This window comes from Catenulispora sp. EB89 (assembly GCF_041261445.1).
Classification (GTDB): Bacteria; Actinomycetota; Actinomycetes; order Streptomycetales; family Catenulisporaceae; genus Catenulispora.
On the sequence record NZ_JBGCCU010000011.1, the window covers coordinates 171,383 to 189,190 of the forward strand.

General features: G+C 70.7%; 19 protein-coding genes. 8 read left to right on the forward strand and 11 right to left on the reverse strand.

The genetic code is table 11. The features are described 5' to 3' along the window. Positions 1 to 7: 7 nt before the first annotated feature. Positions 8 to 616 carry a TetR family transcriptional regulator gene (locus tag ABH920_RS24170; protein WP_370351381.1) on the reverse strand — a complete coding sequence of 203 codons (609 nt, stop codon included), beginning with the start codon at positions 614 to 616 and terminating at the stop codon, positions 8 to 10. Between the two features lie 121 nt (positions 617 to 737). Between ABH920_RS24170 and ABH920_RS24175 the strand changes: the two genes are divergently transcribed. Further along, complete coding sequence (locus tag ABH920_RS24175; RefSeq protein ID WP_370351382.1) at positions 738 to 1,952, forward strand: acyl-CoA dehydrogenase family protein; 1,215 nt, start codon at positions 738 to 740, stop codon at positions 1,950 to 1,952. An 89-nt stretch (positions 1,953 to 2,041) separates the two neighbouring features. Here ABH920_RS24175 and ABH920_RS24180 read toward each other — a convergent pair whose 3' ends face one another. The 6 genes from ABH920_RS24180 to ABH920_RS24205 form a co-directional block, all read right to left on the reverse strand. Then, positions 2,042 to 3,103, reverse strand: coding sequence for a tyrosine-type recombinase/integrase (locus ABH920_RS24180; RefSeq protein ID WP_370351383.1), 1,062 nt, complete (start codon positions 3,101 to 3,103; stop codon positions 2,042 to 2,044). Positions 3,104 to 3,235: 132 nt separating this feature from the next. Beyond that, complete coding sequence (locus ABH920_RS24185) at positions 3,236 to 3,841, reverse strand: hypothetical protein (protein ID WP_370351384.1); 606 nt, start codon at positions 3,839 to 3,841, stop codon at positions 3,236 to 3,238. Then, on the reverse strand, positions 3,838 to 4,458 hold the full coding sequence (locus tag ABH920_RS24190) for a hypothetical protein (protein ID WP_370351385.1): 621 nt from the start codon (positions 4,456 to 4,458) through the stop codon (positions 3,838 to 3,840). The genes ABH920_RS24185 and ABH920_RS24190 overlap by 4 nt, the downstream gene beginning before the upstream one ends. Before the next feature lie 23 nt (positions 4,459 to 4,481). Continuing rightward, positions 4,482 to 4,880, reverse strand: a complete 399-nt coding sequence (locus ABH920_RS24195) for a hypothetical protein (protein WP_370351386.1) — start codon at positions 4,878 to 4,880, stop codon at positions 4,482 to 4,484. A gap of 16 nt (positions 4,881 to 4,896) precedes the next feature. Beyond that, positions 4,897 to 6,369 (reverse strand): putative T7SS-secreted protein, encoded by a 1,473-nt coding sequence (locus ABH920_RS24200; RefSeq protein WP_370351387.1) that lies wholly within the window; start codon positions 6,367 to 6,369, stop codon positions 4,897 to 4,899. Continuing rightward, positions 6,369 to 6,677: a hypothetical protein gene (locus tag ABH920_RS24205; RefSeq protein ID WP_370351388.1), complete on the reverse strand. Its 309-nt coding sequence runs from the start codon at positions 6,675 to 6,677 to the stop codon at positions 6,369 to 6,371. Before ABH920_RS24205 ends, ABH920_RS24200 begins: the two co-directional genes overlap by 1 nt. Positions 6,678 to 6,888: 211 nt before the next feature. Here ABH920_RS24205 and ABH920_RS24210 point away from each other — a divergent pair, with 211 nt between their 5' ends. Continuing rightward, positions 6,889 to 7,215 carry a hypothetical protein gene (locus ABH920_RS24210; protein WP_370351389.1) on the forward strand — a complete coding sequence of 109 codons (327 nt, stop codon included), beginning with the start codon at positions 6,889 to 6,891 and terminating at the stop codon, positions 7,213 to 7,215. Positions 7,216 to 8,133: 918 nt separating this feature from the next. Here ABH920_RS24210 and ABH920_RS24215 read toward each other — a convergent pair. Next, positions 8,134 to 8,790: an O-methyltransferase gene (locus tag ABH920_RS24215; protein ID WP_370351390.1), complete on the reverse strand. Its 657-nt coding sequence runs from the start codon at positions 8,788 to 8,790 to the stop codon at positions 8,134 to 8,136. Between the two features lie 112 nt (positions 8,791 to 8,902). Between ABH920_RS24215 and ABH920_RS24220 the strand changes: the two genes are divergently transcribed. Further along, a complete protein-coding gene (locus tag ABH920_RS24220; protein ID WP_370351391.1) occupies positions 8,903 to 9,316 on the forward strand; it encodes an HIT family protein in 414 nt (137 codons plus the stop codon). A gap of 21 nt (positions 9,317 to 9,337) precedes the next feature. On the opposite strand, the gene ABH920_RS24225 is transcribed toward ABH920_RS24220, so the two are convergent. Together ABH920_RS24225 and ABH920_RS24230 are read right to left on the reverse strand one after the other, a co-directional pair. Continuing rightward, positions 9,338 to 9,679 (reverse strand): DUF5713 family protein, encoded by a 342-nt coding sequence (locus ABH920_RS24225; protein ID WP_370351392.1) that lies wholly within the window; start codon positions 9,677 to 9,679, stop codon positions 9,338 to 9,340. Between the two features lie 127 nt (positions 9,680 to 9,806). Further along, entirely contained in the window at positions 9,807 to 11,159 is a 1,353-nt protein-coding gene (locus ABH920_RS24230) for an MFS transporter (RefSeq protein WP_370351393.1), read from the reverse strand. A 99-nt stretch (positions 11,160 to 11,258) separates the two neighbouring features. On the opposite strand from ABH920_RS24230, the gene ABH920_RS24235 reads away from it, so the two are divergent. From ABH920_RS24235 to ABH920_RS24255, 5 genes are all read left to right on the forward strand, one after another. After that, the gene (locus ABH920_RS24235) at positions 11,259 to 11,852 is read left to right on the forward strand and encodes a MarR family winged helix-turn-helix transcriptional regulator (RefSeq protein WP_370351394.1); all 594 of its coding nucleotides are present in this window, start codon (positions 11,259 to 11,261) and stop codon (positions 11,850 to 11,852) included. Positions 11,853 to 12,162: 310 nt separating this feature from the next. Beyond that, the gene (locus ABH920_RS24240) at positions 12,163 to 13,626 is read left to right on the forward strand and encodes a family 2B encapsulin nanocompartment shell protein (protein ID WP_370351395.1); all 1,464 of its coding nucleotides are present in this window, start codon (positions 12,163 to 12,165) and stop codon (positions 13,624 to 13,626) included. Positions 13,627 to 13,642: 16 nt separating this feature from the next. Beyond that, on the forward strand, positions 13,643 to 14,728 hold the full coding sequence (locus ABH920_RS24245; protein ID WP_370351396.1) for a hypothetical protein: 1,086 nt from the start codon (positions 13,643 to 13,645) through the stop codon (positions 14,726 to 14,728). A 185-nt stretch (positions 14,729 to 14,913) separates the two neighbouring features. Further along, on the forward strand, positions 14,914 to 15,762 hold the full coding sequence (locus tag ABH920_RS24250) for a geranyl diphosphate 2-C-methyltransferase (RefSeq protein WP_370351397.1): 849 nt from the start codon (positions 14,914 to 14,916) through the stop codon (positions 15,760 to 15,762). A 59-nt stretch (positions 15,763 to 15,821) separates the two neighbouring features. Beyond that, the gene (locus ABH920_RS24255; protein WP_370351398.1) at positions 15,822 to 17,027 is read left to right on the forward strand and encodes a family 2 encapsulin nanocompartment cargo protein terpene cyclase; all 1,206 of its coding nucleotides are present in this window, start codon (positions 15,822 to 15,824) and stop codon (positions 17,025 to 17,027) included. A gap of 162 nt (positions 17,028 to 17,189) precedes the next feature. Here ABH920_RS24255 and ABH920_RS24260 read toward each other — a convergent pair whose 3' ends face one another. Then, positions 17,190 to 17,753: a hypothetical protein gene (locus tag ABH920_RS24260; protein ID WP_370351399.1), complete on the reverse strand. Its 564-nt coding sequence runs from the start codon at positions 17,751 to 17,753 to the stop codon at positions 17,190 to 17,192. Between the last annotated feature and the right edge of the window lie 55 nt (positions 17,754 to 17,808).

Sequence of the window (17,808 nt, forward strand, 5' to 3'; positions counted from 1 at the left end):
CCTGTGTCTAGGCGTGGGCGTAGGCGCCGTCGATGAGGTCGGCCAGGTGCCGTGTGAGGTCTTCGCGACCGAACGGTTGCTCGTCGAGCCACCAGTCGCTGGCGGCCTGGACCATGCCGACGATGCCGTGGGCCCAGGCTTGTGCGCGCGGCCACTGGTCCTCGGGCAGCCCGAGTTCGGCGGCGATGCCTATGGCCAGGGCATCCCCGAGGCGGCGTTGGAACATCGCGACGCGGTCGCGGACCTCCGGTTCCTCGGCCTGGCCGCGGTGGACCAGGAACCGGTAGAGCGCCGGGTTGCCCTCGACCAGGCGCAGCCAGGCGTCGATCGCGGCTTCGGTGCGTTCGCGCCGGGTCGTCGGCCGGGTGAGGGCTTCGCGCAGCAGCGCCAGCAGGGTCTCGATGTGCCGGTCGGCCAGGGCGACGTACAGGCCGGCTTTGTCGCCGAAGTGCCGGTACAGGATCGGCTTGGAGATGCCGGCCTCGGCCGCGATCGCGTTCATCGACGCCGACGGGCCCTCGCGCAGCACCACGCGCTCGGCCGCGTCCAGGAGGTACTCCCTGGTGCGGCGGGGTCCTCGGCGCGATGCCCGTGCCTCGTCTGCGTCGGTCGCCATCGGGTCCCTTCCTGGGGTGTGGTCGTCATCTTGACAGAAGTTACCGCCGGTAACACACTAGCGGCGACCGAGGTTACCCATCGGTAGCGCCCTCCAGACCCGAAGGACAGTGAACGAGACGATGACCGGGTTCTCCCTGGAACTGACCGAGGACCAGATCGAGCTGCGGGACTGGATCCACGGATTCGCCGCCGACGTCATCCGGCCCGCCGCCGCCGAATGGGACGAGCGGGAGGAGACGCCCTGGCCGATCCTGCAAGAGGCCGCCAAGGCCGGCCTGTACTCGCTCGACTTCTACGCCAACCAGTGGTTCGACGAGTCCGGCCTCGGCATCCCGATCGCCATGGAGGAGATGTTCTGGGGCGACGCCGGCATCGGCCTGGCGCTGTCCGGCACCGGCCTGGCGGCGGTGTCGGTGGTCTCCAACGGCACCCCCGACCAGGTCGGCGAGTGGGTCCCGCAGATGTTCGGCACGCCCGACGACGTCAAACTCGGCGCGTTCTGCTCCTCCGAGCCCGACGCCGGCTCCGACGTCGGCGCCATGCGCACCCGCGCCGTCTACGACCAGGCCAAGGACGAGTGGGTGCTCAACGGCACCAAGACCTGGGCCACCAACGGCGGCATCGCCAACGTGCACGTCGTCGTCGCCACCGTCGACCCGGCGCTGGGCACCCGCGGCCACGCCTCGTTCATCATCCCGCCGAACACCCCCGGCATGGCCCAGGGCCAGAAGTTCAAGAAGCACGGCATCCGCGCCTCGCACACCGCCGAGGTCGTCCTGGACGACGTCCGCATCCCCGGCTCCTGCCTGCTCGGCGGCAAGGAGAAGCTCGACGCCCGCCTGGCGCGCGCCCGCGAGGGCAAGTCCAGCCGCGGCAACGCCTCCATGGCCACGTTCGAGGCCTCCCGCCCCGCCGTCGGCGCCATGGCCGTGGGCATCGCCCGCGCCGCGTACGAGTACTCGCTGGACTACGCCAAGACTCGCGTGCAGTTCGGCAAGCCGATCGTGGAGAACCAGGCCATCGCGTTCAAACTCGCCGACATGAAGACCTCCGTGGACGCCTCCCGCCTGCTGGTGTGGCGCGCGGCGTGGATGGCCCGCAACGGCAAGACCTTCGAATCGGCCGAAGGGTCCATGTCGAAGCTGTTCGCCTCCGAGACCTGCAAGAAAGTCACCGCCGAGGCCATCCAGATCCTCGGCGGCAACGGCTTCACCCGCGAGTACCCGGTGGAGCGGATGCACCGCGACTCGGCGATCTACACGATCTTCGAGGGGACGAGCGAGATCCAGCGGCTGGTGATCGCCCGGACGATATCGGGCGCGGCGATCCGGTAGCCGGACTGGCAGCGGATCCGGTATAGGTCCCGGCAGCGGTCCCGGCAGCCGATCCGCGGCCGGCGACCGCACACCGCCCCCATCTGGGCTCACTGAGCCAAAGGAGAGCGCTGCAAAGCCTCCGCGGCGGCCGTCGCCGACGGATCCAGATACACCGACGTCGTCCCGACATCGGAATGCCCCAGGATGTCCGCGACCGTCCCGACGTCGGCGCCGGCCTGCCGCAGCAGCACCGTGGCCGCGGTGTGCCGCAGACCGTGCGGCGTCACCGCGCGCCGCAGCTCCGCGGGCATCTGCTTCACCCGGCGCTCCACCATCCGCTGCACGTCCCGCGCCGTCATCCGGCGGCCGCGGATCGTCACCACCAGGGCGCGCGCCGCATCGGCGCGGTCGGCCTCGGGGTCGGAGGCCGGGGGAGCGGGGCGTTCGTGCTGCTGGTACTCCCCGAGCAGCGCCACCAGCGTCTGCGACAGCGGCACGTCGCGGCTGCGGCCGCCTTTGCCGCTGCGGATCCGCAGCACCGGCATCCCGGTCAGCTCGTGCTGCCGGACGTCGTCCAGGTTCGCCGCGCACAGCTCCGCCACCCGCGGCCCGGTCTCGGTCAGCAGCCGCAGGATCACCTCGTCGCGGAACGTCAGCCGCTGGTCGGCCCGCAGCTCCTTCGTCGAGGCCGCCAGCTGCGGCGTCTCCTGCAGCGCCTGCGCCTGCTCCACGGTCAGGCCCAGGCGCGCGCCGACGGCACGGGTGGGGACGCGCACGCGGGAGACGTTCGGCATCGGGTCGGCGCGGACGTAGCCCTGCTCGGCGGCCCAGCCGAACAGGCCGCGCACGGCCGCGGTCCAGCGGGCCCGGGCCTGCAGCCCGCGTCCCGGCGCCGGCTCGCCGCCGGGCCCGGCCTTGCGGCCGCGGGTGTAGCGGCGGTCGGGCGCGTTGGCGATGCGGACCAGGGCGTATTCGATGTCTTCGGCTTCGACGTCGTCGAGGGTCTTGTCCAGCCCCAGCAGCGTGGCGGCCTCGGTGAGGTCCCGGCAGTAGGCGTCGCGGGTCGCCGGGGACAGCGCCCCGGTGGCCACGCGCAGGTGCAGGGTGTCGCGGTAGCGGTGGACGGCTTCGGCGACGGAGATCGGGGTGAACGGTTTGGGGGCGGCCACTGAGCTATCGAATCAGATGCCGGGGACAGGAGTCCCGCGGCGGTCTGGAAGTCACCGGGGCGCGGGGATTTCGGCGGCGTATGAGCATGCTGCGATAACCGGATGAGTGTGCGGTGGGTCGGAGGTGTCCGGCTATTGGATCTGCATGCGCTGGGCCAGTTGGTCGGCGAGCTGGTCCAACTCCTCGGTGAACACCCCGGCGGCCCAGGTCACGTTCATCACGACCAGGCATTCGAACTCGCGCGGCCGGACGATGAACACGGCGTTCTTCAGGATGCCGAAGTCGGGGTCGTCGGCGTCTTTCGGGTCGGCCAGGACCTGGAACCGCAGCCGCGCGGCCGGGCCCAGCGGCAGCTCGCCGTAGACGACCTCCGGCGGGTCGGTGGCGCCGGCGATCGGGGAGGTGAACCAGTCCACGACGTCGGTCAGCTCCGGCAGGTGCGGCATCTGCGGGCCGGGGACGTAGTCGCGGACCTCGATCCGGCCGGACTCGCCGGTGCGCGGGTACGGCGCGAACGCGATGGCCACGGTCGCGCCGCGTTCGGCGGAGTCGGCGGTGGCTTGCACGAGGGTGTCGGCGAACGCGGCGATCTCCTCGGGGTAGGCCTCGCCGGCCATGCGGGAGTGCGCGACCGACTCGGCCCAGGCGCTCAGGTCGCCTTTCTCCCCGACTGGCAGGGCTATGCCGTCGTTGGGCAGCGGCAGGACGACGTGGCGTCCCGTCACGGTGGCGGTCATCGCACCCACCTCAGCGTCGAGGCGATGGATTCGAACAGGCCGTCGAGGGCTTCGGCGAGTTCGTACATCGGCGTGGAGAAGGACAGCAGCAGGTACGCCCCGGATCCGGGGACCTGGAACTGGACGTCCAGGTGCGCGATGGGCCGGTTGTTCCCGGCCTGCTGCGCCGGATCGGGCTCTTCACGCCATTTCCGCCGCAGGGCGGCGCCGGCGGGGAAGTCCGTCATCCGAACGTCCTCGCCTCCGGCGGCGTACGCGAGCGCGAGTTCGGTCAGCGGCGGCGGCTCGGTGGCGCCGCGCGGCGGGATGAACGTGACGACCAGGCTGGCCGGCAGCGGCATGTCGGCCAGCCGCATCAGCGACAGGTACAGCTCCAGGCCGCCGTTGGCCACGGCGCCGGCGGCCTGGGCACGCAGCGACTCACGCATCTGCTCTTTCAGGTGCGGGGCGTTGTCGACGCCGCGGAACGCCTTGTCGACGATGCGGCCGATGACCCGGTCCCAGGTGGCGGGGTCCAGGACGATCCGTTCCCAGCCCTCCGGCGTGGCGATGCGGTAGTCGCGTGGCGGCGGCGCCTCGGCGATCTCCTGCGCGGGTGTGGCGGCGTCCTGGCTCACGGGGGTGTCTCTTTTCCTTGTGCTCAGGGGAGTTTGCGGTCGCCCTGGTTGCGGCGCTGCTGGTCGCGGGCGGCTTTCTTCTGCTCCTTGGCCATCTCCGCGAGCTCGGCGAGCTTCTCGCGCTCGCTCTTGGTGGGATGGCTGTAGCGGGGCGCGTCGAACGCCGGGGTTTGCGGCCCCGGGACGCCGGGGTGGCGGTGCGCGGCCTGGGCCTTCTCCGGCTCGTCGTCGCGCGGTTCGCGTCCCAGCAGGTCGGTGTGGCAGGCCAGGACCGCCTCGACCAGGCCGGCACCGTGTTCGGTGCCGGCCAGCCGGTACAGCCCGTCGAATTTGAAGCCGGCCTTCTTCAGAGCCCGCTTCTGGAAGAACGACATGCCGTCGAGCACGCGCAGGACTTCTTCGGGCTGCAGTGGGGTGTCCATGGTCCGATCCTAGGAGTCAGCCGGCGCTCGCCGGGGTCTTCGGGGCCAGCGGGGCCCAGTTCCAGCCCTTGTCGGAGTCCAGGATGTTGTTGCTGTGGAACAGGTTGACGCCTATGAAGCCGGGTTCCCAGGGCTTGAAGTTCTCCGGGATCTGCATGTTGGTGAGTCCCAGGCCCAGGGGGAAGGTGGCGTTGGACCAGCCGGCCAGGCCGAATTTCCAGCCGGCGCCACTGGCCAGGTTCGGTCCCAGGCCGCTCATGCCGGGGAAGTGCCAGTCCAGGTTGCCGGCTTTGAGGTCCTTGAAGGCGTCGCCGACGTCCTTGAAGGGGCCGGTGCCCAGGCCTTCGCCGAAGTTCTTCAGGCCGATCTTGAAGATGGAGGTGGCGCCGTTCTTCAGCTGCAGGATGTCCTTGGCGCCCATGTCCAGGCCTTTGATGCCGTCCAGGGCTTCGGTGATGCCTTTGCCGCCGGCGCGGGCGGCGTTGAACAGCTCCAGACCGCGGGAGGCCTTGGCGGCGTTGCCGATGGCGCGGCCGGCGCCGCAGGAGAGCAGGCCGACGACGTCGATGGCGACGTCGAACCAGTTGCCTTTGCCGTCCAGGGCGGAGATGGTGTCGCAGACCAGCGCCACCGCCCCGGCCACCAAGGCGATCGCCCCCAGCACCTCGCCGACGATCGGCACCCACGACAGGCACAGCGCCAGGATCCCGGCGACCCCGGCGATGGCGCCGGCGATGTGGCCGATGTCGGCGACCAGGCCCGCCCAGTCGATGTCCCACCAGTGGTGGGTGGGGTTCTTCAGACCGTCGGTGTTGATGAAGTCGTTGATGGCGCCGGCGACGGCGCGGCCTTCGCTGTCGCGGATGTCGATGGCGTGCTGGATGTCGGCGCCGGCCTGGTTCAGCACGGCGTCGGCGGCGGCTTTGTCGTTGTGCGCCTTCTGCTCCGCCGGCGTCATGCCGTTCGCGCCGGGGGTGTTGACCGGGTCGGGGTTGACGTTGGGGGTCGGGGGAGCACCGGGGGTGGGGGAGGGCAGGGCGTTGGCCTGGGCGTTGGTGATCTGGCGCTGCGCGGACTGGGAGTCGGCGTCGGCGCTCTTGCCGCGGTTCAGGGCGTCCTGGGCCTTGACCTGCGCCAGTTCCAGGGTGGAGGCCCATTCGGTACCGGAGCGCCAGGACACCTCGTCGTGCGGGCCGGAGGGGCGCACGTTGCTGCCCAGGGCGTCGGCGGCTTCGTTGTAGCGGCCGAAGGCCTTCTGCAGCAGGTCGGCGGTCTGACCGACCTGGTCGGCGAAGGCACGGCCGGAGTCGGAGTCCCAGCCCTGGCCGTTGACCAGGTTGCGCAGGTTCGCAGCCTGCTGGTTGATGGCGTCGGCGGTGGCGCGGAACCGCTTGCCCAGGGCCGCGACCTGGTAGGGGTCACCGGGGACGAGGTCACCCTGGGTGACGACGGCGCCCTGCCAGTCAAAGCTGGTCCAGTCGCGGGACATTACTTCTTCGCCCCCTTGCCGGCCGCATCGGTGAGGACCTTGGCCAGGTCGCCGTCCAGTCCGTCCCAGTGCTCAGCGGCCTGCGTGGCGGTGGAGGCGAGCGTGTCCAGGCCCTTGGTGAGCTGGTCGCGCTTGGTGGACCAGTCCGAGGCGAAGTTGCTCAGGGCGCCGGCGACGTCACCGGATCCCATCTCGCCGGAGGCGGCGTTGGTGATGTCGGTGGAGTGGTTGAACTCGTCGCGCAGCCGGCCGAGCTGGCCCCCGATGTCGCGGAGTGTTCCGGTATTGATCTTTATGTGATCAGCCATGGTTGTGGCGTCCCTCCCGTGAAAAGCCCGTCAACCCGAGCGGCAGCGTAGCCAACGGGCGGCGGGGACGTCACGCCTTCGGGGGAAGACGGGAGGGCGGTGGGGGGTTTAGGGGCTGGTCGGTGTCTGATTGCTGAAGATCTGTGCCCAATTGGCTGGGGACCGGTCCCCGTTGTCTCCCGCCCGAATGCCAGGTGTGCATAGTGTGCTCATGGATCGCTTCGTGGGCCCGGCCCGCCTTGAGTGGTGGGCGAACGACTCGACGTGCCTCGGCGAGTACGACATCGACATCAGCGTCACGCTCGACGCAGCCGGCACCTGGCGGGCAACGGGTCGGCATGCCACCGCTCTCGACTCCGGCCAACTCGACGGCTGGGATTTTCTTGTGGGGATGGACCCCCACTTCGCTGTTGCTTTTCCCGGCGAGGATCGCGGCAGCCTTGTGGTCCGTGTCGACCAGGAGACGGATGGCACTCTGGTTCTCACGGAGGCATCGGGCTGGGACGGCTCTGTGAGCGTGACCTTCGATCTCTCGTAGTGGCCCGTCTCATCCAATTTTCGGCATGCAATGATGGCCGCGTGAAGTCGACCAGAAAGGGCCATGCCGCGTAGGCGGCCCAGTGTCCTCCGCGCCGAGCGGTGGCAATCGCCAAGAGGCGTGCCTGTCCGTCGGATCCGCGGTATCAGTGCGCAGACGCGAGTCGCCATCCGGCGTGTCGAGGCCGAGCGGGCGTGGCCCGACGCTGTTGCGATGGCGCTTGCTCGATATGAGTCGTGGCTTCGACAACCAGGTCGCTATCTCCGGAATCCTCCTGGGTTAGCGTGCCCGTGCTGTGATCCTCTTGAAGCTCGCGACGAGTTGGAGTTCGTCCTGTGCCGTCTTCCTCCTGGAGCGCGTGCAGATCTCATGCGGAGGCTGTCTCAAGCGGACCAGCAGTTCGAACGACGCACTCTGCCGGACCCGACAGTTCGGAGCGCCGAGCCCTGGCATCCTCCGGGAGCCTGGTGGCGCCAAAGGCTTCTTGAGCTGTGAATCAGGGACCGGTCCCCGCGCCTCGTGGGGCAGTGGCCAGCTTTACATAATGTACATTATCGGGCAATCGCGCGAGGGTGTTGAGAGGGGGTGTTGGAGGCCGTTCTGAGGTGCGATCTTCTTCACGCACGTTGCTTCCTGGAGAACTGGAGAAAACCGGCGAACTCCAGGAACTCGCTCTCTAGATCATCCGTGCGTCGCCGGGCCGGGCAATGGATCATCACGTGGATAGGTCGCGCCGTCATCACACGGCCCTGCGGGGTGACGCGGCTGGGTATCGGCTTCCGTCAGAGCCGTTCTGCGCGCGCCAGAATAGTCGTCGATCACGGCACGCCGCCCAGAACGCCTCCGACAACGCCACGAACCACCCCAAAGCCCTGTCGTGTAATGCTGATTACGCGTCCTGATGCACGGATTCGGCACCTACCGCTTGTAAATCAGGGAAACGCCGTCGCCGACCGGCAACATGACGACGTCGACGCGTTCGTCGCGGACCACCTTGTCGTTGAAGTCCTTCATCAGGCGTGTGGACTCCTCCTCCGGGTCGGCGTCGACGACGCGGCCGCTCCACAGGACGTTGTCCACGGCGATCACTCCCCCGCTGCGTAGCCGCGGCAGGAGTTCGCTGTAGTACGTCCAGTAGGACGGCTTGTCGGCGTCGATGAAGGCGAAGTCGATGTACTCCTCGTTCGGCAGGGTCTTGAGGGTTTCGGCGGCTGGGGCGATCCGCAGGTCGATGCGGTCCTCGACGCCGGCTTCTTTCCAGGCGGCGCGCCCGATGCTGGTCCACTCCTCGCTGACGTCGCAGCACAGCAGCCGGCCGCCGGGGGCGAGTCCGCGGGCGATGGCGATGGCGGAGAAGCCGGTGAACGTTCCGACTTCCACGGCGTGCCGGGCGTTGGTGAGCCGCACCAGGAGCGTGAGCAGTTGCGCTTCCTCGGCGCCGATCTGCATCCCGGACGGGGAGCCGAGCTCGGTGGTCCGGGCGACCAGCGCCTGCTGGACGGCGTCGAGCGCGGTGCTGTGGTTCACGACGTAGTCCTGGAGTGCGCTGTCCAGGCCGATCGAGCCTCGAGTCATGAAGGTGACGATACGCCGGTGATCGTCGCCGGGCGGCGCGGGAGGGCCGGGTGTGGGGCGTTCGGCGGACGGGGGCTGGTGGTGGGGGTACTCCCCCGGCGATGCTCGGTGGATGAGTGATTGCGTGTTCTGCGAGATCGTGGCCGGGCGCGTCCGGGCGTTCCGGGTGCTGGAGGACGAGTGCGCGGTGGCGTTCCTGGACATCAGGCCTGCGGCACCGGGGCACACGCTGGTGGTTCCGCGTGTGCACGCGCGCGATATCTGGGACATCTCGGATGATTCGCACGCCGGTGTCGCCTCCCTGACGCGTCGGGTGGCGCTGCTGTTGAAGGACGTGTTCGAACCCGACGGGGTGAACGTGCGGCTCAACTCGGGTGCGGCGGCGGGCCAGGACGTCTTCCACTTCCACGCGCACGTGATCCCCCGGCGGCACGACGACGGTCTGCGCCTGACCTGGAGCTCGCCGCTGGCTCCGGTCGCGGAGTTGGAGCAGGCGATGCGGCGGATCACCGAGCGGCGAGAGTAGGCGAGGCGGCGCGCGCCGGTGCTACCAGTTCCGCGAATGCGTCAGCTGCTCGTGGTCGGCGGCGGCGAAGCCGTAGGCGGCGGCGATGTTGTACACGTCCCCGCAGATCTCCTCGCGGGCGACGGTCTCGATCTCGCTGCCGGCGGCTTCGAATTCGGGTTCCAGGGCGTTGAACTCCTCCGTCGCGGCCTGGGTCAGCACGTACAGTGCGTCCAGGTCGGCGGGGCGGTCGGCTTCCAGGCGTTCGCACAGCCGGACCAGGACCGCTTTGCCTTTGTCGACGACGTGGTTCGGGAAGTAGTCGTCCTCGTAGAGTTCGGCCAGGAACTCGTAGTCGGCCATGGCGGGGTTGGTGATCGGCATCGTGGGCTCCGGTTCAGGGCGCGGCGAGTTGTTGTGAGGTGGCTGCGCTGATTCTGCATCCGGGCTCTGACAGGTCGGCGGGGGCGTGGGCGGGGGCGCCGCGGCGAGCCAGCCGTGGTCGATCACCTCAGACTCCTGCCGTGGCAGCCGTGGCTGTCGTGACCAGCGGTTCGGGGGCGGCGGCGGGTTCGGGGTGGGCGCGGACGGCGGGGATCGTCAGGACCGCGAGGTTGGCGCCGCCGACCAGGACGGCGGCGGTGGCCAGGGGCAGGGTCATGCCGGCGGCGGTGGCGATCGGGGCTGCGAGCGCCAGGCCCAGGGGGCGGGCGGCGAAGGAGATGAGGGTGTCGAAGGAGCCGACGCGCCCGAGGGCCTGGGGTGGGATGCGCTGCTGGATGGTGGTCTCCCACAGCGGGTCCAGGATGCCCAGGCCGAACATGCCGGCGGTGTAGGCGGCGAGCAGCAGCGGCAGGGGGGCGGTGACGGCGAGCGCCGCCAGCGGCAGTGCGTACGCCGACGCGCCGAGGGCGACGCCGATGAGGGGGCGTTTCAGGTGCAGCCGTCCGGCGGTCCAGACGCCGGCGAGCATGCCGGCGGTGCCCGATTGCAGGGTGATGACCCAGGCGGTGCCGCCGCCGAGGTGGTGGATGGCGATGACCGGTCCGAGGGTGAGCAGGACGCCGGCGGTCATGTTCCAGATGCCATGGCCCAGGACGTTGGCGATGAACCAGGGGTGGCGGCGGGTCTCGGTCCAGCCGGCGCGCAGGTCCTGCCAGAACGGCGTGCGCCGGGGGTGTTCGTCGGCGGATATGGAGGGGGGTGCGGTGGCGGTGGCAGCGCGGCCACGCTGTCGCGGGACGCCGAGCCCGCCAAGCCTGCCAAGGCTGCCGAGTCCGCCGAGCGTCAGCGCGGATCCGATGAACAGCCCCGCGGTCAGCAGCGAGGACCACCCGGCGCCGATCCCGAGCATCAGCGTCCCTGCGACGCCGGGCCCCGCGAACTGCGCCAACCCCTGCCACACCGACATCCGTGCGTTGAGCCGCTGCCGCTGCGCTCCGCTGAACGTCGCCGACACCAGTGTCCGCACCGCCGGTGTCCCGAACGCCACCGCGGCGCCGGTGACGGCGGCGAGCGCGGCGAGCACCGGCACGTCCACTCCCCCGGCCAGCAGTGTCGCGCCGATGCCGGCTTGGGCGGCGGCGCGCGTGAGGTCGGCGGCGAGGATGACGCGGCGGGCCGGGAAGCGGTCGGCGAACACGCCGGCGGCGGGCAGCAGGAGCAGCATGGGGACGAATTCGGCGGCCAGGATCACCCCGAGGTCGCCGGCGGCGCTGCCGGCGTGGACGACGGCCAGCGTGAGGGTGGTGGGGATCAGGGAGGTGGCCAGGGCGGCGGCGGTGCGGCCGAGCAGGAGTCTGCGGATGCCGACGGTGCCCGGTGGTTGGTTGTGAGTGCGGCGGGTTCGGCGAGGGGCGCTCATGGCCGCCACAGTATTTCGCCACCGAATGATTCGTCAACGAAATACTTCCTGCCGAACCTTCCGCTGGCTCACCGCCGTCGGGCGCCCCATACTGGCGTGATGGAGGACTCCGTCGACCGTCACCTGGCCCGCTGGCGCGGCAAGGCCCCCTACGACGAGACGGTCGAGGCGGTCATCACCCGGATCCAGAACCTCACCAAGCACGTCGCCACCAGCAAGCGCCGCATGCACGACGAAGTCGGCCTCCAAGACTTCGAGTACCAGACGCTGCACCGCCTCGCGGCCCGCGACGACCGCCGTGCCACCGCCGGGGAGCTGGCCTCCGAGCTGCTCCTGTCCCCCGCCGGCATGACCGGCCGCCTGGACGCCCTGGAGCAGGCCGGGCTCGTGCGCCGCATCCGCGGCACCGCCGACCGCCGCCGCGTCGACGTCGAGCTGACACCGGCCGGCCACGCCAAGTGGATGGCCGGGATGCAGCTGCAGGCCGTCGTCGAAAGCGACATCGTCAACGCCCTCGACGCCGACGAACGCGAGCTGGCCAGCGCTCTGCTGAAGAAGATGCTGCTGCGCGCCGAGGAGATCGCCGCCGGCCAGACAGCCCCCGGCGCTGGCACCGTCGGCACCGTCGGCACCGTCGGCACCCCCGCCGCTCCCGCAGCCGTCGCCTCCCCCGCCGCAGACGCGCAAGCATAAACAGCCGATAACGGGTTAACGGGAAGCAGAACCCCGACCCGCCCGGCGTCACAGGCCCCTGTTTCACCCGGCCCGACGGCGCGCGCCGAGGCGCCCTTCGACGCTGCCGCCTGCACCCCGAGGCGTGGCTGAACACCGGCGAAACCGCAGGATCACCGCGGCACGCGCGTCAGCGTCCCGGGATTTTCACCGAAACCCATCCGTTAGGGCAGATCCGCGCCATCCCCGCGCGCCATCCGCCACGGCGTCGCGGCCTGGTGCGCCGGCTTTGGTTCGCCTTACTTCAGAAGGGAGCCCTTACGGCACCGGCATGCGCGAGGACAAGGAGGACCCGGCGATGACGATCACCCCGGACCGCACCGCTGAGGAACAAGCCGACGACGCCCCCACCACAGCGGATGCCCCGCTGTCCCTCAGTACCGCCGCGGCCCGCAATCTGGCCACCACGACCAAGTCGCAGCCGCAGATGCGCGGCATCACCTCCCGCTGGCTGCTGCGGCGGCTGCCGTGGGAGGAGGTGTCCGGCGGCACGTACCGGGTGAACCGGCGGCTGAGCCTGTCGGTGGGGCGCGGCCGGGTGGCGTTCGTGCAGAGCGGCGCCGACGACATCCGCATCGTTCCGGAGACGCTGCGGGAGATCCCGGTGATGCGCGGCTTCGCCGACGACGGCCTGCTGGCCGAGCTGGCCGGGCTGTTCACGCCGCGGGACTTCCGCGCCGGCGACGTCATCGCCGAGGCCGGGCATCCCGTCGACGAGGTGTTCATCCTGGCGCACGGCCGGGTGGAGCGCAGCACCATCGGCGCCTACGGGGAGCAGACGCTGCTGGGTGTCCTCACCGACGGCGCGCACCTGGGAGACGAGGTGCTGCTGCAGGAGGATCCGCTGTGGAGCGCCACGGTGAAGGCCACGACCGGCGGCACGCTGATGGCGATGCAGCTGGCCGACTTCCGCCGGGTCCGCGACGGCAACGCCTACCTGCGCGAGCACATCGAGGAGTTCGTGACCCGCACCGGCCGCGCGGTGAACTCCAAGGGCGAGGCCGTCGTGGAGATCACCGCCGGGCACGAGGGCGAGGTCGAACTCGCCGGCACCTACGTGGACTACGAGCTGTCCCCGCGGGAGTACCAGCTCTCGCTGACGCAGACGATACTGCGGGTCCACTCCCGCGTCGCCGACCTCTACAACGACCCGATGGACCAGGTGAAGGAACAGCTGCGGCTGACCATCGAGGAGATCCGGGAGCGGCAGGAGTGGGAACTGCTGAACAACCGCGAGTTCGGGCTCCTGCACAACGCCGAGTACGACCAGCGGATCAGCACCTGGTCCGGGCCTCCGACGCCGGACGACATGGACGACCTGCTGGCGATGCGCCGCAGCACCAACATGTTCCTGGCACACCCCAAGGCGATCGCGGCGTTTGGCCGCGAATGCACCAAGCGGGGCCTGTACCCGGACCCGGTGATGGTCGACGGGCACGCGGTGCCGGCCTGGCGCGGCGTACCGATCTTCCCCTGCGGCAAGATCGGCGTGGAGAACGGGCACACGTCCTCGATCGTGGCGATGCGCCTGGGCGAGGCCCAGCAGGGCGTGGTGGGGCTGCGGCAGACCGGCATCCCGGACGAGTACGAGCCGGGACTGAACGTGCGGTTCATGGGGATCACCGACATGGCGATCATCCGGTACCTGGTCACGGCGTACTACTCGGTGGCGGTGCTGGTGCCGGACGCCATCGGGATCCTGGAGAACGTCGACGTCGCGACGCCGCGGAGCTGAAGGGGTGACGGGGACGATGGCAAGGATCGGCCTGGTGCCGGCCTCCGGGCTGGGCATGGCGGCGGCGCGGCTGTCGCAGACGGGGCGGCCGGCCCGGGTGACCGAGGCGCTGTACTGCCCGCCGGCGGTGCGCGACGACCCGGCCCTGGCCGCGACGGTGCAGCAGCACCTGGACGAGTGGGCCGCCGGGGTGGGACTGGCCCCGGGGCCGGCGGCCGGGCTCGGGCGGCTGGTGGTGCTGGCGCACCCGGACACGAACGACGTGGGTCGGCTGGCGGTGGCCGGGCGGCTGCTGGCGGTCGGGAGACTGCTGGCCGGCGGGGCGCTCGGGGGCCGGGATGAGGATCTGCTGCGGCGCGCGCCGACGGGAGCGGAGGACTCAGACTCCCCTTCGGGCTCCCCCGCTGCGGCGGCTGACGCTATGGCACAGGTCGTCACCGAGGTTTCGGCGGCTGCACTGGCCCAGGCCCTGGACGACGCCATCGCCGAGGTCTACGACGGCTGCGACATGCCGGATGCGGCACTGCCGTCCCGTCCCGATCCGGCGCGCGCCGGCGTCGCGGATCCGGCGTTGGTTTCGGCGCTGGCCGGGCTCAGCGCCCTGCCGTCCTCGCCGTACCAGGTGGACCGGGTCCGCAGCGAGTGCGAATCGTTGTCCGCCGCCTCCCCCGCCGCCGCCGCCTCCCCCGCCGCCGGCGGTGCGCCGCGGCCGCCGTGGGAGTACCTGTCGCTGGGCCACGTCAACGCCTACAGCCCGGCGCTGGCGGCGCTGGACGCGGTCGACGGGTTCGAGGTGTCGCCGGCGGCGGCCGCCGATCCGGAGCTGCGGCGCGCGCAGCGGCTGGCGGCGTTGGCGGCGGCGCTGCTGCACGACATCGCCGAGCCGTCGCCGACGGGCCTGACAGCCGCGATCGCCGACACCGACGGTCTGGGCCCGGGGGCGGCGAGCCGTCGTGCGGCCGAGGTCCACGACGAGGCGATGCGGGCGTTCATGCACCACGCCTCGCAGCTGGCCGCCGGCGCCGATCCTGCGACGCGCCGGTACCTGTCCGCGTTGTGGACGTGGCTCGGCGGGCACCGTACCTGGCACGCCGTGACCTGACGTCCTCACCCGGCCCCCGGGCCGTTCGTGGCTGCGTCGGCGCGCGCCGAGGCAGCAGCCGGCAGTCGGCCGATGCGGGCCGGTGCGGGGGCGATTCTTGAGCTTTCTGTCTGCTGTAGCTGTATCCGTCCCTGTCCCTACGACGTAGCTGACCTCGCAGTGCCTCTACGAAGGGTGGTTTCGCCATGGGTTCGCAGTCCGCTGTCACCAGCCGCTATCAGGAGTCTGTCGCCGACTATTGGGACCGGGAGAAGAACCCGGTGAACATCCGCTTAGGCGAGGTGGACGGCATCTACCACCACCACTACGGTATCGGGGATGTCGACTGGTCGGTGCTGCAGGCCCCGGCCGACGACCGCGAGGGGCGCATCATCGCCGAGATGCACCGGCTGGAGACGGCGCAGGCCGAGTTCCTGCTGGACCAGCTGGGGCCGGTCAGCGCCGAGCAGCGGCTGCTGGACGCCGGGTCGGGCCGGGGCGGGACGTCGCTGATGGCGTCGCTGCGGTTCGGGTGCCGGGTGGACGGGTTGTCGATCTCCGGCAAGCAGGTGGACTTCGCGAACAACCGCGCGGAGCAGATGGGCCTGGCCGGGAAGGTGAACTACCACCTGCGGAACATGCTGGACAACGGGTTCGACGACGGCACGTTCCAGGGGATCTGGAACAACGAGTCCACGATGTACGTCGATCTGGACACGCTGTTCGCCGAGCATGCGCGGTCGCTGGCGCCGGGCGGCCGGTACGTCACCATCACCGGCTGCTTCAACGACGCCTACGGGGCGCTGCCGTCGCGGTCGGTGAGCCAGATCAACGCGCACTACATCTGCGACATCCACCCGCGCTCGGGGTACTTCGCGGCGATGGTCGCCAACGGGCTGGTGCCGATCAGCGTGGTGGATCTGACGGCGGCGACGATCCCGTACTGGGAGCTGCGGCAGCAGTCGAACGTGACCACCGGGATCGAGGAGGCGTTCCTGACCGCGTACAAGGAGGGCAGCTTCCACTACCTGATGATCGCCGCCGACAAGGTCTGATCCCGTCTGATCCCGACTGGTCTGATCCGCCGATCCTCGAGCACGCGGGGAGTTACGCCATGACCCTGATCGCCGACACCGGGTTGGTTTCCGGCGGTGTGCTGCCGGGCCTGGCCGCGCTGGCCGGGCCGCCTCCGGCGCGGCCGCCGTGGGAGGCCGGGCTGCCCGGCGCCGGCGGTGTGCCCGGCGCCGAGGGCGTCTCGGAGCACTGGCACCGGGACGACGTGGACCCGGGGCCGGAGAGCCTGCTGCGTCCGCCGCAGCATCCCGAGCGGCTGGCGCCCGCGCCGATTCCGCTGCGGCCCTGGGGCGACGGCTCGCACTCCCCGCTGTACTGCCCGGCGACGGCCCGCATCGACGAGGCCCTGGCCACCGACGTCAACAACCGTCTGGTGGCCTGGGCCGAGCGGATCGGGCTGCACGCCGGGCACCTGGAGGAGTTCGCCAAGACCGGCTTCGGCCGGCTGATCACCCTGGCGCACCCGGAGTGCGACGACCCGGACCTGCTGCTGGTCTCCGCGCAGATGAACGCCGCCTGGTGGGCCTCCGACGACTACTACGCCGACGAGACCGACCTCGGCGCGGTGGCCGAAGCACTGCCGGGGCGCCTGGCACTGGTGTCCTCGGCCCTGGACCCGCCGCCGCCGGCCGGGGAGTTCAGCGCCCCGCTGCGCGAGGCGGTGGTGTCCGACCCGGTGCTGGTGTCGCTGCGCTCGGCGCTGGCACACGTCACCCGCCACGCCTCGGCGGCGCAGGTGATGCGGGTCCGGCACACCACGCACCAGATGTACGTGTCCTGGAACGCCTACAACGCCTGGCGGCACGCAGGCCTCACGCCGGAGGCGTGGCGGTACCTGGCCGCGCGCCAGCACGACAGCTTCTACACCTCGATGATCCTCATCGACGTCGTCGGCGGCTACGAACTGCCCGCCGAGCTGTTCGCCAACCCGCTGTTCCACCGCGCCCTGACCCAGGCCGGCACCGCCGCGGTACTGGTGAACGACCTGGCCTCGGCCGAACGCGAAGCCGGCGAGGACCCGGACTGCAACCTGGTACTGCTGCTGGCCGCCGAACGCGACATCTCCATCGCCGAGGCCACCGAAGAAGTGGTGGCGCTGCACAACGACATCGTCCGCGGCTTCGAGGCGAGCCGTGCGGCACTGGCGGCGCTGCCGTCGCCGGAGCTGCAGCGGTTCGTGCTCGGGGCGCGGGCTTGGCTGGGCGGGTGTCTGGAGTGGCACGACAGTTCTTCGCGGTACAAGTAGGCGGTACGAGCGACGAGCGATACGAGCGGTACAAGCGGTCTGTGAAGCCCGCCGGGAGGTTCGGGAACGAGGAGGACCCCACTGGCAGGGACGGTGTCCGGTCGGCGCGCGCCGACCGGACACCCCTGTTTTTTGCTGGGCCCAGAGTTGCCACCAGAGTCGCTATGCGGCGGGCCACTGGTCGATGACATACAGCCGGATCAGTGCGGCGTGCGACAGGGCGCTGCTGGTGTCGGTGACGTCGCCGTTGACCGTGTAGTCCAGCAGCACGACGTCGCCCTCGCCGGTCGCGGCGCGTAGTTCGTCGACGAGGTCGGCGACGTTGTGCTCCAGTACCCAACGGTAGGCGGGCAGGAAGATGCGGCGCCGCGCCTGCTCATACGGCAGCAGTTCCTCGCCGTCGAGGCCGCCGAGTCCGGCGCGGTGGCCCAGTACGGGCCCGTATTTGCGGACGGTCCGCTTCAGCCCGGTCATCGACACCACGTCCAGCTTCCGGGCGTCGACGTCGTGGTCCTGGAACACTTTCAGCGCCTGCCAGATCCCCTCCACCGACTGTGCGACGGTGCCGCCGCTGAGCGGCACCGGGATGTCGCCGTGCGGGTAGAACGGGCTCATCCGGACCCACGGCTGCGGCCCTTTCGACGTGACGTCGATGATGCGGGCGCCCGGGTGGGCCGTGGCCAGGGATGTGGCGGAGCGGCGGCGGCTGGCGACATGGATCGGCATGCGTCCCAGCCTCGCCGACGCCACTGACAGCCGCGGTCCCCCGCCGCTGTCTTGC

Coding starts and splice junctions, on each gene's coding strand:
- ABH920_RS24170 (WP_370351381.1), bottom strand. CDS start 616: ATGGCGACCGACGCAGACGAGGCACGGGCATCGCGCCGAGGACCCCGC.
- ABH920_RS24175 (WP_370351382.1), top strand. CDS start 738: ATGACCGGGTTCTCCCTGGAACTGACCGAGGACCAGATCGAGCTGCGG.
- ABH920_RS24185 (WP_370351384.1), bottom strand. CDS start 3,841: ATGACCGCCACCGTGACGGGACGCCACGTCGTCCTGCCGCTGCCCAAC.
- ABH920_RS24195 (WP_370351386.1), bottom strand. CDS start 4,880: ATGGACACCCCACTGCAGCCCGAAGAAGTCCTGCGCGTGCTCGACGGC.
- ABH920_RS24200 (WP_370351387.1), bottom strand. CDS start 6,369: ATGTCCCGCGACTGGACCAGCTTTGACTGGCAGGGCGCCGTCGTCACC.
- ABH920_RS24205 (WP_370351388.1), bottom strand. CDS start 6,677: ATGGCTGATCACATAAAGATCAATACCGGAACACTCCGCGACATCGGG.
- ABH920_RS24210 (WP_370351389.1), top strand. CDS start 6,889: ATGGATCGCTTCGTGGGCCCGGCCCGCCTTGAGTGGTGGGCGAACGAC.
- ABH920_RS24215 (WP_370351390.1), bottom strand. CDS start 8,790: ATGACTCGAGGCTCGATCGGCCTGGACAGCGCACTCCAGGACTACGTC.
- ABH920_RS24220 (WP_370351391.1), top strand. CDS start 8,903: ATGAGTGATTGCGTGTTCTGCGAGATCGTGGCCGGGCGCGTCCGGGCG.
- ABH920_RS24225 (WP_370351392.1), bottom strand. CDS start 9,679: ATGCCGATCACCAACCCCGCCATGGCCGACTACGAGTTCCTGGCCGAA.
- ABH920_RS24230 (WP_370351393.1), bottom strand. CDS start 11,159: ATGAGCGCCCCTCGCCGAACCCGCCGCACTCACAACCAACCACCGGGC.
- ABH920_RS24235 (WP_370351394.1), top strand. CDS start 11,259: ATGGAGGACTCCGTCGACCGTCACCTGGCCCGCTGGCGCGGCAAGGCC.
- ABH920_RS24240 (WP_370351395.1), top strand. CDS start 12,163: ATGCGCGAGGACAAGGAGGACCCGGCGATGACGATCACCCCGGACCGC.
- ABH920_RS24245 (WP_370351396.1), top strand. CDS start 13,643: ATGGCAAGGATCGGCCTGGTGCCGGCCTCCGGGCTGGGCATGGCGGCG.
- ABH920_RS24250 (WP_370351397.1), top strand. CDS start 14,914: ATGGGTTCGCAGTCCGCTGTCACCAGCCGCTATCAGGAGTCTGTCGCC.
- ABH920_RS24255 (WP_370351398.1), top strand. CDS start 15,822: ATGACCCTGATCGCCGACACCGGGTTGGTTTCCGGCGGTGTGCTGCCG.
- ABH920_RS24260 (WP_370351399.1), bottom strand. CDS start 17,753: ATGCCGATCCATGTCGCCAGCCGCCGCCGCTCCGCCACATCCCTGGCC.